Source organism: Deltaproteobacteria bacterium (genome assembly GCA_016875395.1).
Lineage (GTDB): Bacteria > Myxococcota_A > UBA9160 > UBA9160 > UBA6930 > VGRF01.
Map to the genome: position 1 here is coordinate 112394 of VGRF01000010.1, position 19896 is coordinate 132289.

Consider the following 19896-nt stretch of genomic DNA (forward strand, 5'->3'; position numbering starts at 1 on the left):
GGCCCCCACGCGAGACATTCCGGCCGGGCCGAAATGTGTCACCTGGGTAAAGTGCGCCGACCTCGGGAGGGGGGACGCATGGCGGGTGCGGGCGAGTTCTCTCAGCGGCGCGCCGGCAAGGCGGCGACGCAGGAAGCGATCCTCGTGGCGGCGACCCAGCTCTTCATGGAGCGCGGCTACGAGGGCACCACGGTCGCCGACGTCGCGGAGCGAGCGGGCGTCTCGCGCGCGACGGTGTTCTGGCACTTCAGCGACAAGGGCGGGCTGTTCCGCGAGGCATTCGTGCGGCTGTTCGCGCCGTTCCGAGACTCGATGGCGAACGATTTCCACGATCTCCCGGCCCCAAAGCGCCTGCACGAGCAGCTCGGCGCCGCGGAGCTGTTCGCACGCCAGCACGGCGCCGAGCTCGCGGCGTTCCTGCGCTGGGCCTTCGAGTCGCCCGAGCACCGCGAGGGCGTGATCACGGCACTGCTCGACCTCAATCAGCGCTACCAGGGCGTGCTGATCGAGACGGTCGCCGAGATCGCCGGCCCCGAGCGCGACGCGCGCGCCCTGGGCGGCGCGCTTTGGCTCGCGGTCGATGCGAACTTCTTCCTCTCGATCTTCGACAAGAGCGACCGCGGCTTCGAACAACGCGCCGCCGCCGCCCGCGCACTCGCGGACCTGATCATCGCGGACGCGGAGACGAGCCGAGGGGCGGCAGCAGCGAAGTAGGCCCCGCGGGCCCCGGGGACGTTCCGCAAGCAAGTAAAGAAACCCGCAGCTTTACTTTCTTGCGGAACGTCCCCGATTCTACGCGTCCCCGATTCCGCGGGCCGCCTCACCCCTCGCGATCGAGCCGCCACCAGTGCAGCGCGGCGATCACGAGCGCGTGGTCGATCTCGCCGGCGCGGAGTCGCGCCGCGATCTCGCGCTCGGGCACCAGCTCCACCCAGGTCTCCTCGAGCGGGCCGTTGCTCACTTCGGCAACGCGTTCGCAATTCTCGGCGAGATACGTGTGAACGCGGTTGCCGAAGATCGCGGGGTTCGGGTTGGCGACGCCGAGGGGACGCACGCTCGCTGAGGCAAAGCCCGTCTCTTCGAGCAGCTCGCGCGCCGCGGCGAGCTCTGGCGACTCGCCGGGATCGATCAGGCCGCCGGGGATCTCGAGCGTCACGCGGCTCGCGCCGTGCCTCCACTGCCGGACCATCACGACCTCGCCGAGCGCGGTGGTCGCGACCACGTTCACCCAGCTGTCCGCGTCGATCGTGTAGAACGGGTGCGCAGCGGCGGTGTGAGGCGAGCGCGCGGTGGCGCGGTGGACGCGGAAGATGCGGCAATCGTGGAGCAGCTCGCGCGCGACGACCTCCCACGCGGGGGGCTCGCGGCGTGCGCTCACGAGGCGGGCTCGAGCGCGATCTCGACGCCTGAGTCGCCGGGAGATGCCGGCTGCGCCGCGCGGCCTTCGAGCCCACCCGCGTCGCGCGTCATCGCGTTGCCGTCGAGGTCGATGCGCGCCGTCACGTTGAACGGCCCCTGCCACGGCATCTCGGCGATCATGCGGTTCTCGGGGCCCAGCGAGAACTCGAAGGGAAAGCGCGGCGCGGGAACGCGCAGCACCGCGGTCGGCGGCCCGGCCTCGCCGGCACGCGCGATCACGAACAGCGTCGCGCCCGCGGGCGCCTCCACGCCGCTCGCGAGCCGCACGACACCGCGGATCGGCGGCCCCGCGTTCTCGGGCGCCGTCATGCCCGCGACCGCCGGCGACCCCGCTGCAAGCTGCTCGGGCGAGGGCGGCATGTCGCTCGGCGCCATCGCGCGCGTCGCGCCCTCGGGAAAGATCTTGGAGAGGTCGGGCTGCTGGACCTGTTCGTTCGGGTCGTAGGGCTCGACCTTGCGGTGACAGGAGGCGGCGAGCGCGGCGACGAGAAGGGCGAGCGCGAGGCGGCGGATGAGCATGGCGGCGGACCTTAAGGCACGCATCCCGCCCGAACGAGCGCAGCGAATGGCGCGGTGCGGGGCTAGGGTCGCGGACGCGGAGCCTAGGGGTGGGTCGCGAGAGCGATCCTGAGAAAACACCCTCGGAACCTGATCTCGTTGATACGAGCGGAGGGAAGGCTCAGCGGCCGAGGCCGCGCGTCTCCTTCCGCCAACACGAAGGAGTGCGCAATGCCGACTCATCAACTTCCGCCGCTCGGGCACAACCCCTCGTCGCGCGCGCAGGGCACGACACCCGGCAGCTTCGCGAACGTGCCCGACATCGGCGGCCCGCGCAGCTTCAGCTCGCCCGACACGCCGGGCATGCCTCAGCCTTCGGAGAAGACCGCGTGGCACTTCTTGCCGCGCGGCTGGAAGCGCGACGCGGCGACCGGCTTTGCGACTGCGCCGGCGGGCTTCGAGCCTTCGACGCAGCTCGAGTTCGCGCGCCTCGGAGTTGTTACGGCGCAGATGCGCCGCGTCGCCGAGCGCGAGCCGCACCTCACGCCCGAGCAGGTGCGCGACGAGGTCGCCGCTGGGCGCATGGTGATTCCCGCGAACAAGGTGCACCTCGGCTACGCGCTCGACCCGATGGCGATCGGCCGCGCCAGCACGACCAAGGTGAACGCGAACATGGGCGCGTCGCCGATTTCGAGCTCGACCGACGAAGAGGTGGAGAAGCTGCGCTGGGCCGAGAAGTGGGCGGCCGACACCGTGATGGATCTCTCGACCGGCGGAAACCTCGACGCCACGCGCGCCGCGATCATCAGGGCCTCGACCGTTCCGATCGGCACCGTGCCGATCTACTCGATGATCATCGGGCGCAAGATCGAGGATCTCGACGAGCGCATGATTCTCGACGGCCTCGAGCATCAGGCGAAGCAGGGCGTCGACTACATGACCGTGCACGCGGGCGTGCTGCAGGGGCACCTGCCGTTCGTGCAGCGGCGGCTGATCGGCATCGTGTCGCGCGGCGGCTCGCTGCTCGCGAAGTGGATGATCACGCACGGCAAGCAGAACCCGATGTACACGCTGTGGGACGACATTTGCGAGATCCTGCGGCGCTACGACGTGACGTTCTCGATCGGCGACGGCCTGCGCCCCGGCGGCCTCGCGGACGCGACCGATGCCGCGCAGCTCGGCGAGCTCGAGACGCTCGGCGAGCTCACCGAGCGCGCCTGGCAGCACGGTGTGCAGGTGATGGTCGAGGGTCCGGGGCACGTGCCGTTCGATCAGATCGAATACAACATGAAGCTGCAGCGCCGGCTCTGTCACGGCGCGCCGTTCTACGTGCTCGGGCCACTCGTGACGGACATGTTCCCCGGCTACGACCACATTACGAGCGCGATCGGCGCGACGGCCGCCGCGTATCACGGCGCCGCGATGCTCTGTTACGTGACGCCGAAGGAGCATCTCGGGCTCCCAAAGAAGGACGACGTGAAGCAGGGCTGCGTCGCCTACAAGATCGCGGCGCACGCGGCCGACGTGGCGCTCGGCATTCCCGGCGCGCGCGATCGCGACGACGAGCTGACGAAGGCGCGCGCCGCGCTGAACTGGGAGCGCCACTTCGAGCTGTCGTTCGATCCCGATCTCGCGCGCGCGTACCACGACGAGGATCTCGACGTCGACACCGACTTCTGCGCGATGTGCGGGCACGACTGGTGCTCGGTGCGCATCAGCAAGGAGATCAACCAGTTCGTGAGCGGCAAAGACGAGAAGTACGCGTGGGCGTCGCCGAAGATCTCCGCGGCCCTCACCAGCGAGCAGAAGGCGGTGCTGGAGAAACGCGGCGTGCTGTCGGCCGCGGAGATCCACCGCCTCGCGAGCAAGACGCGCGCGAAGGTCGGCGCCGACCACGGCGAGAAGGCGGCGTGCCACAGCGACGTCGCATCGCCCGAAGAGGCGCAGCGCCTGCAAGGCGATCCAGCCTAACAACTCGCGTGAGCCGAGAAGCAAAGCCACGAGGCGCGTGAACGCCTCGGGGCTCGCGGCTTCCGGACCTCACCCCCCAGCTCGGTCCGGTTACGTGGTCGTAACTTCGGCCGATCTGCGCTCGTCTTGAGTGAAATTTTCGGAGATTGCGCGATGGCTGCGCAGCGGCTGCTCACGGAAGATGAGATTCCTGCGTACATCCGAGGCCTTGGGCTCGCGCAGGCGGGTGAGCCGGTCGCGGTTTCGGGCGCCGGGGACGGCAACATCAACTGGGTGCGGCGCGTCTCGATTGGCGGCGCGCGCCCGCGCTCGTTCGTGCTGAAGCAGGCGCGCCCTGCACTCGAGCGCTTCCCGCAGTACGCGGCGCCCACCGAGCGCCTGCTGTGCGAGGCGCGCTGGTTCGAGCTTGCGGCGCCGCACGACCGCGACGCGATCTGCCCGCGCGTGCTCGCGCTCGACGAGACGAACCGTGTGCTCGCGCTCGAAGATCTGACCGGCGCCGAGCGCCTCGACGCCGCGTTGTCGCGCGGCGCAGAGGTGGCGTCGCGCATGGAGTCGCTCGCACGCTTCCTCGCGCGCGTGCACGCGGCGACCGAGCGCGACGCTTCGCTTCCTGCGCGCTTCCAGAACGACGCGATGCGCCGCCTCCACGGCGACCACATCTTCGCGCTGCCGTTTCAGCCGAACGACTTCGGCCGAACAGCTCGCGTCGAGGACGCGGCGCGTGAAGCGCGCGGCGACGTCGCACTCGTTGCCGCTGCTGCGCGCGCCTACGCGCGTTACCTCGCGCCGACGGGCGCGCTCGTTCACGCCGACGTGCAGGCCGGCAACATCCTCTTGCCCGAGGCGGGCGGCGTGAAGCTACTCGACGCCGAGATCGCGCACGCGGGCGACGCGGCCTTCGACCTCGGCACGCTGCTCGCGCACGTCGCACTGCCCGCCATCGCGCGCGGCGACGACGCGAGCGAGGTCGTGGCGCGCGCGCGCGAGGCCTATCGCCGCGAGCGCGGCGCAGACGAAGCGTTGCTCGCGCGCGCGCAGCAGTACGGCGGCTTCGAGCTGATTCGCCGCACGATCGGCGCGGCGCGCGTCGCCGCGGTCGCGAGTGATGAAGCGAGCCTGCGCGTGCTTGCGGCAGGACGCGCGTGGGTGCGCGATTCCGGTTAGCGCCTACTCGCGCTCGATCCCCGGCTCATCGACGTCTGCCCAGTGAATCCGCTCGTAGTCGAAGGCGCCGCTCTCGATCACGTTGAACTTCACGACCTCGAAGTACGGCGAGAGGTCGAAGTCGCGGGGCGTGAGGAGCGTCGGGTGGCGCATGCGGAACAGGCCCGTGAAGTGCTCGCTCTCGTGGCCGAGCACGTGACCGAGTAGGCCCGCGCGCCGGCCGTCGGGCGCAGCGTCGGGAAACTCGACCTGCGGCAACACGGGGAAGCCGACGCTGCCGAACAGGCGACCGAGCAGGCTCGAGCAGATCACCTCGGTGGGCTGCCCGCTGCCGAAGTGAAGTGCGTCGCGGCGGAAGCGGTGCGGGACGATCTGCGCAGGGAGCAGGTATCGCATCAGATCGAGCACGTTGCGCAGGTCGTAGCGCCAGCCGAGCGTGCCGATCGCATCTTCGAGGATGCGCTTCAGGTGCTCGGGCCGCAGGCGGTGCGGGCGGACGATGCGGACGTTGTAGTCGATGTACTTGGCGAGGGGCGCCACGACGACGCCGCGCGGCAGTGCCTCGACCAGGAGGTGCTCCGCGTCCGGGCCGAACTCGCGGCGCGTGCGCTCGGCGAGCTCGCCGCCGTGACGCAGCAGCTCGTCGCCCACATACAGCGCGGCGTGCGACCAGCTGCTCTGCGTCAGGTACTTGATCACGACCGAGATGCGGTTGTCGCCCTCGACCAGCACCACGTCGCCTTTGCAGATGTTGCGGCGCAGCGCGTGCGGGTCGTTCCAAACGCGCTGCTCGTACGCCGGCGCTGGCTCGGTGAGCCAGTCGAGCAGGCGCCCTGTGAGCCACGCACGCAGTGTCATGAGGACCTCGGCGCGCGCTTCGGCAGGAAGTCACTCGAGAGTGAGCCGTCGCTTGCGGCTGAGGCTCGCAAACACGCGAAAAGACGCGGTTTTTCCGTAGCCTTCCCTGGGGGCCTCGGTTATGATGCTCCACTCAACTGAGATTGTCCTTTAGTTTCGAGGATTTACGGGCGCTCGCGCACGCGGACTCTGGAAACGAACGAAGGCCGAGAGAAGAGCGCCGGAGCTAGCAATGGATGTCAGGATCAAGGCGAATCTCGCGTTCACCATCAGCGGGCCCGCCCTCGAGGACGCGATGGCGGAGTACGACGAGCTCACGGTCGAAGGACTCGTGAAGGAGATCCTGGACAAAGCGATCGCCTGCGACTCGATCTCGGTCGAGGTGATCGAGGGCCCGAACACGCTCGAGGACTACGACGCACAGGGCAGCTAGCGAGACTTCGCTCGGCTCTCGTCAGCGGCTGTCAGCCTCGAACAGCGCGAGTTGAAGCGGGCGCCGCGCGGAAGCGTCCGCGCCAGCGAGCCGCGTGGTCGTGCGAGGCGCGCCGCGCATGACGCGATGCGGCAGCGCCGGAGCCAGCGGTCGCGCGCGTTGCTCGGCGCCAGGCCGGTAGATCCGCACCGCCCGCGCGTGCTCGAGGATCTCGCGGTAGAGCCTCTTGAAGCGCGCGCCGTGATTGAAGTGGCGTAGGTGCGCGAGCTCGTGGCAGAGCGTGTTCACGAGGCTCGAGTATGCGAGCGGCCCTCCGCTCGTGGCGTGCGTCAGCCGAATGCGGATCGTGCCGTCGGCAAAACACACGCCGTAGCGGCGCTTCACGCGCGGGAGCTCCGCCTCGATGGCGCGGTACTGGAGCCCGAAGCGCGCCGCGAGCGCGGCGCCATCGCGATTCAGCTGGGCGAGAATCTCCGACGGCGGCTTCACGGCGCCGCAGCATCTCGGCAGCGCGAGCTCCGGTCAAGTAAGTTGCGCCGGTGACCTTTTCGCTGCCGATCTTCCCGCTCGCGGGCCCAGCGCTTTTCCCCCACTGCGCGGCGCCGCTGCACATCTTCGAGCCGCGCTATCGCGCCATGGTGGCCGACGCGATCGCGGGCGAGCGGCGCATCGGCATGGTCACGGTGCGCAGCGACGCGCTGGGCGAGATGTCCGGGGATCCGCCGGTGTTCGCGATCGGCTGCGCGGGCTTCATCGCGCAGCATCAGCGCCTCGCGGACGGCCGGTACCTAATCACTCTGCAGGCGACCTCGCGCTTCCGCATCGTGAGCGAGCTGCCGCGGCCCGCGGACCGGCTCTATCGCATCGGCAAGGTCGAGCTGTTAGGGGAAGAGCTCGGCGACGAAGCGCGCGCGCGAGCGCAGCGCGACGAAGTCGTACGCGAGCTGCGCGAGCTGCTCGGCGATGCCGGCGCTGGAGGCGAGCTCGATCTCGCGCGCATCGAGCAGCTCGAGCTCGGGCGCTTTGCCGGCGAGATCTGCCAAGCGCTGCAGCTGCCTGGCCCCGAGAAGCAGGCGCTGCTCGAGGCCGCGACGACCGAGCAGCGGATTGAACGGCTTGCGCAGACGCTCGCCTTCTATCGGACACTGAGCCGCGCGCCTGGGGGCGACGGCGCCACGCTGCACTGACTTACCGCTTCGATCGGCCCCTCAGAAATCCTCAAATTCACACGAAAATTCTTGAATCGGAGCCGATTCACCGATTTCAAAGCGCGCGCTAATTCGGCGGGTGACACCAAACTGCGGCGGCGGCGGTGCCCTCACGAAAGCGGCCGAACCCCGTGTCCGACGGTCGTTTTTTGGGAAGCAAACAGCGGTTCCCTAAGTGCTGAAACGGTTTTTCGGTTGAACCGCTTTGGTGTAGGCCCCTCCGCAGGTTCGGGGGTCGAGCGCTTTGCCGGGCTCGCGGAGAAGTGGTCTACTTCGACGCCTTTTGACGGTTTCCGGCGGGCCCAACCGGCGGAATCCGTCGATTTCACCCCCAAACCCCTTCTCGCACCCCCGGACCCCGGATGCCCTCGCCTCTCACGGCATGGGATGGCGCGCTTGCGCGCCTCTCGGCCGAAACGCCTCCGCTCGCCCTGAAAGCGTGGATCCTGCCCCTCGGGATTCATGCTGACGGGGACACCCTGGTGCTCACGGCGCCGACGAGCTTTCACGCCGAGCGGGTGCGGTCGCGGTTCTCGAGCGCGATCGAGATGCACCTCGCCCAAGAAGGCGTCGCAATTCCGCTGCGAATCGAGGTGGGGAGCGAGGCTGCGCCCGTGCGGGAGCCCGCTGCCGGCGCGGTCGGTCTACGTCCGAACGCTCTTTCCGAAGCGGCGCCTTCGCGCGCGCTGATGGTCCGCGTCGAGGCGCCGCTGGCTCCGGCCGCGCAGCTCGCGCTGCCGCACACGTTCGACACGTTCGTGGTCGGGCCCGGCAACGCACTCGCCCGCGAGGCGTCCTTCGCGCTCGCGCGCGGCCGCACACTCGGCGCCGGCACGCTCTTCCTCGCGGGCCCGCCTGGCATCGGGAAGTCGCACCTCGCGCGCGCGGTCGTGCACGAGGCGCGCGCGAACGGCTCCGAGCGCGCGCTCTACGCCTCCGCCGAGTCGTTCACGAGCGAGCTGATGTCGGCGATTCGCGCGAACGAGACGCCGGCGTTTCGTCGCCGCTATCGACGCGAGTGCGACCTGCTCGTGATCGAAGACGTGCAGTTCTTTGCGGGCAAGAACGCGACGCAGCTCGAGCTCTTCCACACCGTCGAGCACCTGCGCCTCGTCGGCGCGCGCGTCGTGCTCACCGCCGATCGCCTGCCGCGCGACATCGCGCGCTTCGACGCGCGGCTCGCCTCGCAGCTCGCGAGCGGTCTCGTCGCCGAGATGGATCCGCCCGACCGCGAGCTGCGCCGCGACATTCTGCGCGACCGCGCCGCGCGCGGCGGCTTCCGCATTCCCGACGATTGCCTCGAGCTGCTCGCCGACACGGTGCACGGCAGCGTGCGCGACCTCGAGGGCGTGCTCATGCAGCTCGTCGCGAGCTCGGCGCTGCTCGGGCGCAAGATCGATCGCGCGCTCGCGGAGAGCGCGCTGCGCAAAGTCGCCGGCCCGAGCGGCGCCGCGCACTCGATCGATGAAGTGATCGACTGCGTCGCGCAGTTCTCCGGCCTGCGCCGCGCCGACCTCGCGAGCCGCTCACGCCGCCGCGCAACGCTGCGGCCGCGCCAGCTCGCGATGTACCTGTGCCGCCAGCTCACCGACGCCAGCCTCAGCGAGATCGGCCGCGCGCTCGGCCGCGACCACCCCGCCGTCGCCAACGCCCTGCGCGCCATCGAACGCGCCCTCCTCGAACGCGCCCCCCTCCGCTACCAGGTCGAAGAGCTCTCCGCGCGCCTCCAACGACGCCGCAGCTAGCGCGAGCAGGGTCTCTTCTCCGCCTGACTCGCCGACGCGCACTCCCCTCAAAGCGGGAGGATCCTCGAAGTCGAACGCTCCACCGGAGCAGGTCGGCCGAGGCCGCAAGCAAAGCGCGCAGCAAACCGCGGAGTCCTCGACGCGGTTTGCGAAGTCAACAAGGAAAAGGGGAGGCGCTGTCTCCTGACCGCCTACTTCCCGGCGTGACTCGCTGCCTCAATACGCTCCTTCACCCGCGCCACTCCAGCCTCCCCGCGGAAGCGCGACGGCCCCGCCATCGGGCGCAGGTGCTCGGGCTCGAGCGAGGGCGGATCCTGCGCGGGGTCGTCGAAGCGCCGCAGCACCTTGTAGGTCGTGCTGCGCTCGACGGGCGTGCGGCCCATCTCGCGGATCAGGCGGCGCATCTCCTCGGGCGCGAGGTTCTCGCCGAAGTCCGCGCCGGACTCGCGGCTGATCGACTCCTCCATCAGCGTGCCGCCGAAGTCGTTCGCGCCAGCTGTCAGGGATACCTGCGCGAGCTTCGGCCCCATCTTCACCCACGACATCTGCACGTTCTGGATGTGCGGGCGCAAGAACAGGCGCGACACCGCGATCATCTTCAGGTCTTCGGCCGCCGACGGGCCGGGCCGCGTGATGTCGACGTGGCCGAGCGTGTTCTTCTCGTGAATGAAGCCGAGCGGCACGAACTCGGTGAAGCCGCCCGTCTCCTTCTGAATGTCGCGAATCGTGCCAAGGTGCTTCGCGACGTGGTGCGGCTTCTCGAGGTGCCCGTACATGATCGTCGCCGTCGAGCGCAGCCCGACGCGATGCGCGGTCTTCACGATCTCGATCCAGCGGTCGGTCATCAGCTTGTTAGGTGAGAGCTGGCGGCGGACCGAGTCGTCGAGGATCTCCGCCGCGGTGCCGGGGATCGTCCCGAGGCCCGCTTCCTTCAACCACGTCAGCAGCTGCTCGAAGGACCAGCCGCTCTGCTTCTGCATGAAGCTGATCTCTTCCGGCGAGTACGCGTGGATGTGCAGCTGCGGGTACTTCGCCTTGATCGAGGTGAGGATCAGCTTGTAGTGGTGTTGGTCCTTGTGCGGGTCGATGCCGCCTTGGATGCACACTTCGGTCGCGCCGCGTGAAACCGCGTCGTCGCACTTCGCGAGGATCTGCTCCATCGAGCGGTCGTAGGCGTCGTGCTCGTCGCGGTGGCGCGCGAATCCGCAGAACGAGCAGCCGACGTAACAAATGTTGGTGAAGTTGATGTTGCGGCACACCACGAACGAGACGTCGTCGCCTTTGTCGGCCTTGCGCGCGGCATCCGCGGTGAGGAGCAGCGCGGTGTAGTCCGCGCCCTGCGCCGCGAGCAGCGCGATCGCGTCTTCGTGCGTGAGCTCGCGGCCCGCGAGCGCGCCCTCGAGCAGCCGCGCGAAGTCGGGCTTCACGTCCGAGAGGAGTCGCTCCAGCATCAGGCAGCCTCCAGGCTCATGCGCGGGCGCGCGTAGAAATCGCCGGTCGCCGCGCGCTGCACGGCCTCGTACACGTTCGGCTCGAAGAACTCGGGCTTGCGCGCGTGGCGCGGATACACCGGCAGGCGCTCGACGAGGCGCTTGCCGTGCGCCTCGGTGCGCGCGCGCAGATCGCGCAGCGCAGGCCACGGCGCTTCGGGGTTGATGAAGTCGACCGTCACCGGCGAAACGCCGCCCCAGTCGCTCACGCCGGCGGCGAGCAGCTCGCCGAACGACTCGGGCGAGAGATTCGGCGGCGCCTGCACGCTGATCTCGCGCCCCAGCACGAGCCGCGCGAGCGCCGACCAGTCCGCGACCTCGGCGTCCGTCACCGCCGCCGCCCAGCGCATGCGCGTGCCGGGCTTCGGGTGGAAGGGCTGGATGATCGCTTCTTGGATGTGCCCGTAGCGATCGTCGAGCTCGCGCATCGCGATGAGTGTGTCGACGCGCTCCTCGAGATTCTCTCCGATCCCTAACAACATGCCCGTGGTGAACGGAATCTTCAGCTCGCCCGCCTCGGCGTGCATGCGCAGCCGCAGCGCCGGGTCTTTGTCGGGCGCGTACTGATGCGCCATGCCCTTGCCGCGCAGGCGCGGGCTCACGGACTCGAGCATCAGGCCCATCGACGCGTTCCAGTGGCGCAGCGCCGCCATCTCTTCCTGCGTGAGGATCCCGGCGTTCGTGTGCGGGAGCATTCCGCCCTCGAACGAGACGCGGCAGCCCTGCACGAGATACTCCGCGGTGCTGCGGTAGCCGACGCCCGCAAGCCACTCGCGATACGACCGGTAGGCGATCTCGGGCTTGTCGCCGAGGCAGAACAGCGCCTCGATGCAGCCCGTGCGCACGCCGCCGCGCGTCACGTCCGCGACTTCTTCGAGCGTGTAGGTCTTCGCCTCGGGCGAATCGTCCTGCTTCGCGAACGTGCAGTAGGCGCAGCGGTCGCGGCACAGGTTCGTGAGCGGGATGAAGACGTTGCGCGAGAACGTGACCGCGTCGCCGAGCACGCGGCGCGTGCCCTCCGCCGCCGCCTCGAACACGGCGCCGCGCACGCTCGCGTCGCGCATGTGCTCCGCGAGCCAAACCGCATCGGCGCGGGCGAGCCGCCCCGCTTCGAGGGCGTCGCGGGAAATGGCTTGCGCTTGCGCGGAGTCGGGGGAGGTCACGGGGAGCCCAGCATAACCCGCATGTCGGGGTGTCTCGCGCGGCCGGATGGATGCGGGTAGGGCCCGCCGCCGTTTGGTGTCACCCGCGACCGCACTACTTCCCGTCCGCGATCCCCACCCACTCGCGCAGCTGCGCGGGGTCGGTGCGGTGCAGGAAATCGCCCGCCGGGAGCCCACTCCCGTGCTCGCGGATGGCGCGCGCGAGACCTACCAGCGCGGGCACCATCTGCTCCTCCGCGATGCGCGCGTACAGCGTGTGCGCGAGGCGCTCGCCGTTGCGCGCGCCGCCGACCAGGATCACGTGGTCGTTCTTGCCGTAGCCGAAGATGCCGATCTCGGCGGACGGCGGGCGGGCGCAGTTGTTGGGGCAGCCCGTCATGCGGATCACGATGTCGACGTCGCCGAGGCCCGCGGCTTCGACCTCGTCGATGTAGTGCGGGAGGATGTTCTCGGCGTCAGTCATCGCGAGCCCGCAGGTCGGCTTCGCGGGGCAAGCCATCGCGTTCGCGCGCACGCGCGACACCGCCTTGCGCGCGCCGTGCGCGTCGAGGATGCGCTCGACGCTCGCGGCGTCCGGCGCATCGCACAGGATCAGATCCTGCTGCGGCGTCAGCACGACGGCGCAGCCGAGCTTCTCCACCGCTTCGCGCACGGCCTTGCGCTGCGCGCCCTTCAGGCGCCCGTTCTCGACGGAGACGCCGTAATAACCGCGTCCGCCGCGCTGCGCGTGCCAGCCGAGGTGAAGCTGCATGTCGGCGATGCGCACGGGCGCTGCGTCCTCGAGCGCGAGGCCGAAGCGCTCGCGCAGCTCCTTCTTCACCGCGTCGACGCCGAGCCGGCGCAGCGTGTACTTCCAGCGCGCCTGCCTGCGGTCGCCGCGCTCGCCGTTCTCCTTCTGGATCAGCACGATTGCGCGGCAAGCGGCGACCACGTCGCTTCGCGCGATGCGCCCCAGGTGCTCGCCCAGCAGCGGCGCGGTCTTCGGGTTGTTGTGCGTCATCCCGAGCCCGCCGCCGGTGTAAAAGTCCCAGCGCTCGCCGCGCTCGTCCGCGGGCACGAGCCCGACGTCCTGCGTGCGCACGTCCACCGAGCCGTCGCGCGGGTGCGCGATCCCGATCTTGAACTTGCGCGGCAGGTACTGCGCGCCGTAGATCGGCTCGTCCGTGTTCACGGGCGCTTGGTTCCGACCCTCGGCGTCAGACACGAAGATCTGGAAGTACGACGAGCTGCGCGGCGTCAGCTCCGCGGCGATGTCGTGCGCGAGCGCGAGGCCGCCGGGCGCGCAGCTCGGATCCAGCGCGTCGATCGGCGACGCCATCACGTTGCGATTCACGTCGCCGCAGGCGGAGACGGTCGCGCCGTCGCGGTAGTGGCGGTTCAGGTGCCGCATCAGCGGCGCGAGCTTCGGTCCGTAGACGCGGTGGTACTGGATCGCCTGGCGCGAGGTGAGGCGCAGCGTCCCGTCCGCGAACTGATCGGCTGCATCGTCGAGCGCGAGCCACTGCTTCGGAGAGAGCTTGCCGCCCGCCGGATTCTTGATCCGCACCATGAAGAAGTAGTCGTGCGTCTTGCGCCCGCGCTCGCCGCGGCCCTGCTGCTTATAGATCCCGAAGAACTTGGACAGCTCCTTGGCCGTTCCCGAGATCGACTGCTCCTCGCCCGAATCGAGCTTCTGGACCTCGTCGAGGAAGCTGTGCGTCGCCTTCCCGTCCGCGACGAAGAACAGCCCGCGGCTCTCGACCTTGATGCGCTCGTTGTCGGACATCTCCGCGAGCGACGCGGTCTTCAGCGAGGCGACCGGCCTGGGCTCTGCGGACATCGAGGGGTCTCCGGGGAAGCGGCGCACCCTATCGGATGCCCCTAGGGCGAGCCACGAATCCCGACCTGCGCGCCTGTGAATCGCGGGCGAGGAGACGCGGTCCCGCGTGCTGGCGCCTCGATCGGCACGAAAGCGGAGGCAGAAGCCGCCTTCCATCCGGGGTTGAAGGGTTCATTTGCACGCAAGTTGCGGTCAAGAGGGCTTGCGGGGATGCCGATTCAAACCGCGACGTTGACTCGACACCGATCAGCCGCACGCCGCTCATCGCGTGGCTCCGCCAGAGCCTCGCGCGCGATCTCGCCGTGCTCGTGGTCGGGCTGTGCCTGGTCGCCGCAATCGTCACCGCGCTGACGTCGCGTGAGGTGCTAGACACCGCAGTTCGCCACGGCGTTCGTGCGGAGCTCGAGCGGGAGTTCGATCGTGCGCAAACCGCACTGCAGCTCTCGCGAAGACAAGAGTTCGAGGGAGCGAACGTAATCGCGCGCGACGATCTGCTGCTCGAATGCCTCGCACGCGGCAGCGAAGGGCACAGCGCCTTGCGGGCGCGGCTAGAGGTGCTGTTCGCGCGCGAGCCCGAAGCCATCGGCTTTGCGCTGGCTCGGCCCGGCGCGCGCGAGCCCTTCGTCATGGTCGGCCAGTGGGGCCGCTCGCACTGGCAGTTCGCGCTCGCACAGCGCACCTCCGCGGGCAGCTCCGTTGCCGCGACAGAGGTCGAAGGCGCTCCGATCGACCTCGCGCGGATCGCGATTGCGACGCGCGACGGGTCCGTGCTGCTGTGGATCGCGTTCGATCCGCTGCGCGCACTCGACGTGCTCTACGACGAGGGCCAGATCGACGCCGCGATCACGGGCGCGCGAGGAGACAAGCTCGCCGGCTCCCTCGCCGCGTCTGCGCTCACGCGCGAGATCGGCTTCCGCGACGCCAAAGGATCCGATGGCGCACCGCTGCTCGTGCTGCGTCGCGAGCTCGCCGGAACGCCGTGGCAGCTCGTCATCGCGCGTCCGCTGCCCGCGCTTCCGGCAAACACGCTGCTCAGCCTCGTGCTCGGGAGCGTTCTCACGGCGGTCGTCGCCGGGGGCCTCGCGTTCGGCGTCGGCGCGTGGCGCCTGCGCCCGCTGCTCGATCTCGCCGAGGGCGCGGGCCGGCTCGCCGGCGGCGACTTCAACGTGCGCATGCCCGTGAGCGAAGCGCACGACGAGGTGCAGACGCTCGCGCGCGCGTTCAACGACATGGCCGCGCAGCTCGAGGGCCAGCGGCGTGCGCTCGAGGAGCGCAACCGGGATTTGTTACGGGCGAACGAGGTACTCGAGCAGCTCTCGATCACCGACGGACTCACCCACCTCCACAATCACCGCCACTTCCACGACCAGTTCTCGCGCGAGGTGAAGCGCGCCGACCGCAGCGAGCAGCCGCTTTGCCTGCTGCTCGTCGACATCGACGACTTCAAGCTGCTGAACGACCGCTACGGCCACGCTGCGGGCGACCGCGTGCTCGCGGCGGCCGCTCAGCTGATCAACCTGCAAATCCGCGAGTCGGACTACGTCGCCCGCTACGGCGGAGAGGAGTTCGCGCTGCTCCTGCCACACACGCCCCTCGAAGGCGCCACCGCGCTCGGCGAGAAGATTCGGACCGCGATGTCGGAGCACGAGTTCCCGATCGAGGAGCGCGACATCGTCGTGCGCGTGACGGTCTCCGTGGGTGTCGCGCTCTACTCCACGACCACCGACGAGACCTTCGATGCCGCCGATCGCGCGCTGTACGAGGCGAAGGCCGCGGGCAAGGACTGCGTCTTCACGGCGGCGCCGCTCGATCGGACGCCGGCTCCATCTCCGCTGAAGCGCCGCCGCTGAAGATCCCTAATAGGTCTTCGGCTCTCGCCGATAGCGAGGCCGCGGCTCGCCCGGCGGCTGCGTGCGCCAGCGGCGGTGCGCCCACGTCCACAGCTCCGGCGCAGCGCGGATCTCCGCCTCGACCGCGCGGGTCATCTGCCGCACGTTCGCGGCGAGCGATGCGTCGTCGTCGCGCGAGCGCTCGATGTCGAGCGCGGGGTAGAAGCGCGCGACGTGGCGCGCGGGATCCATCGCGTCTCGGTGCAAGAACATCGGCACGATCGGCGCGCCGGTGGACATCGCGAGCTGCGCGGGGCCGCTGCGCGTGCAGGCGAGCCTTCCGAGGAACGGGACGAAGATTCCCTCGTCCGCGCCCACGTTCTGGTCGAGCAGCAGCGCGAGCAGGCTGCCCTTGCGCAGCGCGCGCACTACGCCCAGCGCGGCGCTCCCGCGCGGCAAGTACGTCGCGCCGCTCTCGGCGCGGCGGGCGACGATCACCTCGTCGAGCCCCGCGTCGTCGCGCACGCGGTGGACGACGGTGAGCGGGTAGCCGCGCGCGGTGAGCACGGCGGCGAAGAGCTCCCAGGAGCCGAAGTGCGCGGTCATCACGATCACGCCGCCGCCGGGCGCCGCAGCGCGCGCCGCGTCGAGATGTTCGAGGCCCTCGAAGCGCACGCGCGCGAGCACCTGCTCCGGCGAGCGGCGCCCGAGCCACGCGAGCTCGACCAAGCTGCGGCCGAGATTCTCGAACGAGCGCACGAGCCCGCGCGTTCGCCGAGCTTCGCTCCACTCGGGAAACGCGATGCGCAGATTGATCCGCGCGTCGCGCGTGCGCGGCAGCCCGAGGCGCGCCCAGCTGCGGCCGGCAAACGCGCCGAGCGCGAGCGCCGCGTCGTCGGGCAGCTGCGCAACCGCCCATAACAACCCACGCGCAGCGACGCCTCGCAGGCTGGATCGCGGCGGCTCCTTCGCGTCGCGAGCGCTCAGACGAGCCCCAGCGAGCGCTCGAACTCCTCGAGCTCCGCCCACACCTCGCGATCGATCGCGCGGAAACGCTCGATCGCGTCGTCGAAGCGATCCGGCGTGCCGTCTGCCGCCGCGAGCTCGCGGCCCTTCTTGCGGATCCAGTCGATGTGCCAGCCCTCGTCCTGGCTGACCGCCCGCAGGACCTCGAGCGTCTGCTCGTCGACGCCGGGGCGATTCAGATGCTCGTGGTACCGACGCAGCGCGCGCTGCTCGACGACGACCGTGAGCGCGAGCAGGTCCACGGGATGGCGCGGAATGCCGGCGCGCTTCCCGATGCGTACCTGATAACCGTCCTCGACCGGCAGCGGCGCAGCGCCCATCGCGCGGATGCGCTGCGTCCAAAGCCACGCGTGGCGCGTCTCGTCGGCGAGGTGCTCCGAGAGCAGCAGCTGCGACTCACCGTCGGGCAGCATGCGCAGCATGCGATAGATGAGATTCGAGCCGCGCAGCTCCGCGTCGCGGTAGTACGAGAACAAAACCAGCAGCGGATCGGGCTTCGCGGGGGGCGCTTGCATCGTGAATCCAGCAGCGCCGGAAGAGGGGCGCGGCGCCGCAACATAGCCGCGCGCTCAGAGCGCGAGGTGCATGCGGAAGTGCGGTCCGATGCCGGCGATCTCGAAACGCTCGCCCGTGGCGACGAAGCCCGCACGCAAGTAGAAGCCGAGCGCCGCCTCGCGCGCGTTGCACCACACGAGCGCCGCTCCGCGTGCGCGTGCTTCGGCAACGCAGGCCGCGAGCGCCGCCGCGCCGTAGCCCGCGCCGCGCACGTTCGGGTGGCTCGCCATGCCGCGCACTTGGCAGGCGCGCCCCGCGCGCTCGGGGTGCGGTGAATCCAGCAGCGTCGCGACTGCGAGCAGCTCGTGGTTGCGGAACGCGCCGAAATGCACGGCGCTGGGCGCGTCGTCGCCGGGGAACGCCGTCTCCTCGAAAGGGCGACCCGGGCGCAGTACGAGGTGGCGCAGGGGACGTACGTCCTCGGCCGAGACGCGGCGGACCTCGCTCACGCGCGCTGCCGGCGGATGCGCCGCGGGGGCACTTCTCTCGGCTGGATTCCGCGAAGCTTGCTCATGCGCCGCGCTGCCGGCGGATGCGCCGCGGGGGCACTTCTCCCGGCTTCATTCCGCGAAGGCTTGCTCATGCGCCGCGCTGCCGACGGATCCGCACGCCGGCGTGCTCGAGCACGCCCGCGAACGGCTTCGACTTGCGCACGCTCACGGTGACGGCGTCGACCTCGAACTTCGCGAGCAGCGCGCCCGCGATGCGCTCCGCGAGCGCCTCGACGAGGCGGTGATCCTGCCCCGCCGCGACGGCCTCGATCGCGTCGTACACCGCCTTGTAATCGATCGTGCTCGCGATGCGGTCGCTGCGGCCTGCCGCGCGCAGGTCGCGCTCGAGCGCGACATCGAGCAGCACGGGCCGCCGCATGCGCCGCTCCGCCGCCGTCACGCCGAGCGCAGCCGGAATCTGCACGCCCTCGAGCAAGATCTCGTCCGCCACGCCGCGCCTCCGCTGGCCGGCACCTTACCTCGCACATTCGCGCGAATGTCCGGCCGCGCGCGTTGTACGTTGCGCGCCTCATTTCGCGAGGGAGAGGCGATGCAGTTCGAGGACGTTCGAGCGCGCGAGGCGAAGTACATCCTGCCCGTCGCCGCGCGCATGCCGGCGGCGCTCGTTTCGGGGCGCGGCTCGCGCGTCACCGATGTCGAGGGCCGCGAGTACGTCGACCTCACTTCGGGCTGGGGCGTGTGCGCGATCGGCCACTGCCACCCCGCGCTCGTGAAGGCGATCGCCGACCAAGCCGCGCGCCTGATGCAGACCACGAACGTCTACTACACGCTTCCGCAGCTCGACCTCGCCGAGGCGCTCGCCGAAATCACGCCGGCGCGCATCACGCGCTCGTTCTTCGTGAACTCCGGCACCGAGGCCGTCGAGGGCGCGCTCAAGCTCGCGCACCGCGCCACCGGCCGGCGCAAGTTCATCAGCACGAACAACTCGTTCCACGGCCGCACGCTCGGCGCGCTGTCCGTGATCGGGCAAGCGAAGCACCGCGATCCGTACCGCGCGCTGCTGCCCGAGCCGGTGAACGTCCCGTTCGGGGATGTCGAGGCCGCCGCGCGCGCGATCGACACGGAGACCGCCGCGTTCATCGTCGAGCCCGTGCAGGGCGAGGGCGGCGTGAACCCCGTGCCGCCGGGTTACCTCGCGCGACTGCGCCAGCTCTGCGACGCGAGTGGCGCGCTGCTGATCCTCGACGAAGTGCAGACCGGCATCGGCCGCACGGGCAAGATGCTCGCGCTCGAGCACGACGCGGTCGTTCCCGACGTACTCACGCTCGGCAAGGGTCTCGGCGGCGGCTTCCCCGTCGCCGCCTTCCTGTGCACCGAAGAAGTCGCTGCGACCGTGAAGCTCGGCGACCACGGCGGCACCTACGTCGGCAACCCCGTCGCGTGCGCCGCCGCGCTCGCCACGCTGCGCGTCGTGCGCGAGGACAAGCTCGTAGAGCGCGCCGCAGCGGTGGGCGATCGCCTGCTCGCGAAGCTCGCGCGCTTCGCCGCCGAGCACCCCGAGCACGCCACCGAAGCGCGCGGCCGCGGTCTCTTGTTAGGGCTCGTGCTGCGCGACACCGATCGCGCGGCGACGCTCGCCAAGCGCGCGCTCGCGGAGGGGGTGCTCGTCAACGTGACGGCCGGCAACGTGCTGCGCCTCTTCCCGGCGCTGAACATCCCCGAGGACGAGCTGAACGGGGCGGTGGAGACGGTGCTGAAGTTGGTGCGGAGTTAAACGCGAACGCTCATCGCCCGGGCAGCAGAGTCCCGTCGCCCGCGAACAGTCTCCGCTCGAAGTTCAGAGTCGCCGGGACTCGCTCGGAGAAGAGGCGCTGTTTCATCGTGCGCCCCTAAGCCACTCGCCGAGTTTCTCGGTGGAGAACGCAATCCCGACGGCGAATCTGGGAAGAAGGCCCGTCACGCCGAGGAATGCAATGACCCCAATCAACCAGGCGTTCTCGGAAACGAGTCTGTCTGCGAGTCGCGTCCACAAGAGCCACAGCGCCCAGCACCCGACCGCCGCACCGGAGAAGTTGAGTACCCACTGATGCAGTGCCTGCCAACGGTTCGTGGCCCACAGCATTCGGAACGTGGACCTGACCTGCTGGCCGATTCTCGGACCGACTGATTCTTGAGAGAGAATGGCTTCCGACGGAAAGGAAGCCCCCATGAAGAAGAGTCGGTTTACGGAAGAGCAGATGGTGAAGATTCTGCGCGAGGCGGA

General features: G+C 69.9%; 19 protein-coding genes and 1 riboswitch. Of the genes, 8 read left to right on the forward strand and 11 right to left on the reverse strand.

The window, feature by feature from the left end; translation table 11 throughout:
- Positions 1–78: 78 nt before the first annotated feature.
- Entirely contained in the window at positions 79–714 is a 636-nt protein-coding gene (locus FJ091_10265; GenBank protein ID MBM4383739.1) for a TetR/AcrR family transcriptional regulator, read from the forward strand.
- 106 nt (positions 715–820) lie between these two features.
- Here FJ091_10265 and FJ091_10270 read toward each other — a convergent pair whose 3' ends face one another.
- The gene (locus FJ091_10270) at positions 821–1378 is read right to left on the reverse strand and encodes an NUDIX hydrolase (protein MBM4383740.1); all 558 of its coding nucleotides are present in this window, start codon (positions 1376–1378) and stop codon (positions 821–823) included.
- A complete protein-coding gene (locus FJ091_10275) occupies positions 1375–1938 on the reverse strand; it encodes a hypothetical protein (protein MBM4383741.1) in 564 nt (187 codons plus the stop codon). Before FJ091_10275 ends, FJ091_10270 begins: the two co-directional genes overlap by 4 nt.
- Before the next feature lie 75 nt (positions 1939–2013).
- Positions 2014–2111: riboswitch (TPP riboswitch) on the forward strand.
- A gap of 37 nt (positions 2112–2148) precedes the next feature.
- Between FJ091_10275 and thiC the strand changes: the two genes are divergently transcribed.
- Entirely contained in the window at positions 2149–3888 is a 1740-nt protein-coding gene (gene thiC / locus FJ091_10280) for a phosphomethylpyrimidine synthase ThiC (GenBank protein MBM4383742.1), read from the forward strand.
- A 153-nt stretch (positions 3889–4041) separates the two neighbouring features.
- A complete protein-coding gene (locus tag FJ091_10285; GenBank protein MBM4383743.1) occupies positions 4042–5055 on the forward strand; it encodes a hypothetical protein in 1014 nt (337 codons plus the stop codon).
- A gap of 3 nt (positions 5056–5058) precedes the next feature.
- Here FJ091_10285 and FJ091_10290 read toward each other — a convergent pair whose 3' ends face one another.
- Complete coding sequence (locus FJ091_10290; protein ID MBM4383744.1) at positions 5059–5913, reverse strand: lipo-like protein; 855 nt, start codon at positions 5911–5913, stop codon at positions 5059–5061.
- A 232-nt stretch (positions 5914–6145) separates the two neighbouring features.
- Here FJ091_10290 and FJ091_10295 point away from each other — a divergent pair, with 232 nt between their 5' ends.
- On the forward strand, positions 6146–6346 hold the full coding sequence (locus FJ091_10295) for a hypothetical protein (GenBank protein ID MBM4383745.1): 201 nt from the start codon (positions 6146–6148) through the stop codon (positions 6344–6346).
- A 21-nt stretch (positions 6347–6367) separates the two neighbouring features.
- On the opposite strand, the gene FJ091_10300 is transcribed toward FJ091_10295, so the two are convergent.
- A complete protein-coding gene (locus FJ091_10300) occupies positions 6368–6835 on the reverse strand; it encodes a M48 family metallopeptidase (GenBank protein MBM4383746.1) in 468 nt (155 codons plus the stop codon).
- A 50-nt stretch (positions 6836–6885) separates the two neighbouring features.
- On the opposite strand from FJ091_10300, the gene FJ091_10305 reads away from it, so the two are divergent.
- Both FJ091_10305 and dnaA read left to right on the forward strand, forming a co-directional pair.
- Complete coding sequence (locus tag FJ091_10305; protein MBM4383747.1) at positions 6886–7533, forward strand: LON peptidase substrate-binding domain-containing protein; 648 nt, start codon at positions 6886–6888, stop codon at positions 7531–7533.
- Positions 7534–7916: 383 nt separating this feature from the next.
- Positions 7917–9299 carry a chromosomal replication initiator protein DnaA gene (gene dnaA, locus FJ091_10310; protein MBM4383748.1) on the forward strand — a complete coding sequence of 461 codons (1383 nt, stop codon included), beginning with the start codon at positions 7917–7919 and terminating at the stop codon, positions 9297–9299.
- 191 nt (positions 9300–9490) lie between these two features.
- Here the strand turns inward: dnaA and cofH are convergent, their stop codons facing one another.
- The 3 genes from cofH to FJ091_10325 form a co-directional block, all read right to left on the reverse strand.
- Positions 9491–10750 carry a 5-amino-6-(D-ribitylamino)uracil--L-tyrosine 4-hydroxyphenyl transferase CofH gene (cofH, locus tag FJ091_10315; protein ID MBM4383749.1) on the reverse strand — a complete coding sequence of 420 codons (1260 nt, stop codon included), beginning with the start codon at positions 10748–10750 and terminating at the stop codon, positions 9491–9493.
- Complete coding sequence (cofG, locus tag FJ091_10320) at positions 10750–11952, reverse strand: 7,8-didemethyl-8-hydroxy-5-deazariboflavin synthase CofG (GenBank protein MBM4383750.1); 1203 nt, start codon at positions 11950–11952, stop codon at positions 10750–10752. The genes cofH and cofG overlap by 1 nt, the downstream gene beginning before the upstream one ends.
- A gap of 94 nt (positions 11953–12046) precedes the next feature.
- Positions 12047–13771 carry an NADPH-dependent assimilatory sulfite reductase hemoprotein subunit gene (locus FJ091_10325; GenBank protein ID MBM4383751.1) on the reverse strand — a complete coding sequence of 575 codons (1725 nt, stop codon included), beginning with the start codon at positions 13769–13771 and terminating at the stop codon, positions 12047–12049.
- Positions 13772–14079: 308 nt separating this feature from the next.
- Between FJ091_10325 and FJ091_10330 the strand changes: the two genes are divergently transcribed.
- Positions 14080–15621 (forward strand): diguanylate cyclase, encoded by a 1542-nt coding sequence (locus FJ091_10330; GenBank protein MBM4383752.1) that lies wholly within the window; start codon positions 14080–14082, stop codon positions 15619–15621.
- Between the two features lie 6 nt (positions 15622–15627).
- On the opposite strand, the gene FJ091_10335 is transcribed toward FJ091_10330, so the two are convergent.
- The 4 genes from FJ091_10335 to folB all read right to left on the reverse strand — a co-directional run bounded on the left by FJ091_10335 (position 15628) and on the right by folB (position 18123).
- Positions 15628–16524, reverse strand: a complete 897-nt coding sequence (locus FJ091_10335) for a lysophospholipid acyltransferase family protein (GenBank protein MBM4383753.1) — start codon at positions 16522–16524, stop codon at positions 15628–15630.
- Between the two features lie 59 nt (positions 16525–16583).
- Positions 16584–17141 carry a ferritin-like domain-containing protein gene (locus tag FJ091_10340; GenBank protein ID MBM4383754.1) on the reverse strand — a complete coding sequence of 186 codons (558 nt, stop codon included), beginning with the start codon at positions 17139–17141 and terminating at the stop codon, positions 16584–16586.
- A 54-nt stretch (positions 17142–17195) separates the two neighbouring features.
- On the reverse strand, positions 17196–17630 hold the full coding sequence (locus FJ091_10345; protein ID MBM4383755.1) for a GNAT family N-acetyltransferase: 435 nt from the start codon (positions 17628–17630) through the stop codon (positions 17196–17198).
- Positions 17631–17760: 130 nt separating this feature from the next.
- On the reverse strand, positions 17761–18123 hold the full coding sequence (gene folB / locus FJ091_10350) for a dihydroneopterin aldolase (protein ID MBM4383756.1): 363 nt from the start codon (positions 18121–18123) through the stop codon (positions 17761–17763).
- 99 nt (positions 18124–18222) lie between these two features.
- Between folB and FJ091_10355 the strand changes: the two genes are divergently transcribed.
- Complete coding sequence (locus FJ091_10355) at positions 18223–19407, forward strand: aspartate aminotransferase family protein (GenBank protein ID MBM4383757.1); 1185 nt, start codon at positions 18223–18225, stop codon at positions 19405–19407.
- The last annotated feature ends 489 nt before the right edge of the window (positions 19408–19896 follow it).

Coding starts and splice junctions, on each gene's coding strand:
- FJ091_10295 (MBM4383745.1), top strand. CDS start 6,146: ATGGATGTCAGGATCAAGGCGAATCTCGCGTTCACCATCAGCGGGCCC.
- FJ091_10290 (MBM4383744.1), bottom strand. CDS start 5,913: ATGACACTGCGTGCGTGGCTCACAGGGCGCCTGCTCGACTGGCTCACC.
- dnaA (MBM4383748.1), top strand. CDS start 7,917: ATGCCCTCGCCTCTCACGGCATGGGATGGCGCGCTTGCGCGCCTCTCG.
- FJ091_10355 (MBM4383757.1), top strand. CDS start 18,223: ATGCAGTTCGAGGACGTTCGAGCGCGCGAGGCGAAGTACATCCTGCCC.
- thiC (MBM4383742.1), top strand. CDS start 2,149: ATGCCGACTCATCAACTTCCGCCGCTCGGGCACAACCCCTCGTCGCGC.
- FJ091_10340 (MBM4383754.1), bottom strand. CDS start 17,141: ATGCAAGCGCCCCCCGCGAAGCCCGATCCGCTGCTGGTTTTGTTCTCG.
- FJ091_10285 (MBM4383743.1), top strand. CDS start 4,042: ATGGCTGCGCAGCGGCTGCTCACGGAAGATGAGATTCCTGCGTACATC.
- cofH (MBM4383749.1), bottom strand. CDS start 10,750: ATGCTGGAGCGACTCCTCTCGGACGTGAAGCCCGACTTCGCGCGGCTG.
- FJ091_10275 (MBM4383741.1), bottom strand. CDS start 1,938: ATGCTCATCCGCCGCCTCGCGCTCGCCCTTCTCGTCGCCGCGCTCGCC.
- FJ091_10325 (MBM4383751.1), bottom strand. CDS start 13,771: ATGTCCGCAGAGCCCAGGCCGGTCGCCTCGCTGAAGACCGCGTCGCTC.
- FJ091_10265 (MBM4383739.1), top strand. CDS start 79: ATGGCGGGTGCGGGCGAGTTCTCTCAGCGGCGCGCCGGCAAGGCGGCG.